We start from the raw sequence: 647 nt of genomic DNA on the forward strand, positions 1-647 counted from the left end.
GGATCCCCATTTCCTGACAGGTACGGATGATGCGCAGGGCGATCTCACCCCGGTTGGCGATCAGGATCTTGGTGATGGGCGGCATGAGGAAGGTTCAAAGCTGAAGAGGTAGCTAGACCGCTAAGGCCAGCGGTCTGTAAACGCAAGGTTAAGTTCAGGTGCTCATCCTACTATTGACATACTCCCCGTCTTAAAGGACGGGGATGCTTTCTCAGCCAGCAGAATTGCTCCTACCGACTGAGCTACACAGGGCATGAGGCTGAAACCTCAACCCTATGGGGGATGCCATGGCCCCAACTACTGGGCCGGAGCCCAGATACTTCCTGCGGATGTTAATTGCCCCCACCCCGTCCCGATGGAACTCAAACCCACACCCACACCTGTACACACGACCTTTGGGCTTGTTTCTCTGTCCACAAACAGGACACTCCTGAGAGCTGTACCGCTCATCTTGCAGTACCACTCTCATCCCCAACCGCTCAGCTTTGTAGGTGATGAGATGCCGGACTTGACCATGCAACATCTGGTGGATCTTCTGATTCGCCTTTTTGTTGTAGTTGGCAGACATCCGGATATCCCGAAGGTCGCCAATCACAACTGTCTGCACGCCTCGCTCGTGGAGCGTGGAGACCAGTCTGGTCGTCTGC

The 647-nt window shown here is 55.0% G+C and carries 2 protein-coding genes; both read right to left on the minus strand.

Annotation, left to right across the window (positions count from 1 at the left end; all coding sequences use genetic code 11):
• The coding region (locus NW838_RS08920; protein ID WP_414427881.1) for a biotin carboxylase N-terminal domain-containing protein at positions 1 to 85 on the minus strand (85 nt) is incomplete at its 3' end.
• A 126-nt stretch (positions 86 to 211) separates the two neighbouring features.
• Positions 212 to 634, minus strand: a complete 423-nt coding sequence (locus NW838_RS08925; RefSeq protein WP_414427882.1) for a zinc ribbon domain-containing protein — start codon at positions 632 to 634, stop codon at positions 212 to 214.
• Positions 635 to 647: the final 13 nt, after the last annotated feature.

This window comes from Synechococcus sp. R55.2, from assembly GCF_047462075.1.
Taxonomy (GTDB): Bacteria; Cyanobacteriota; Cyanobacteriia; order Thermostichales; family Thermostichaceae; genus Thermostichus.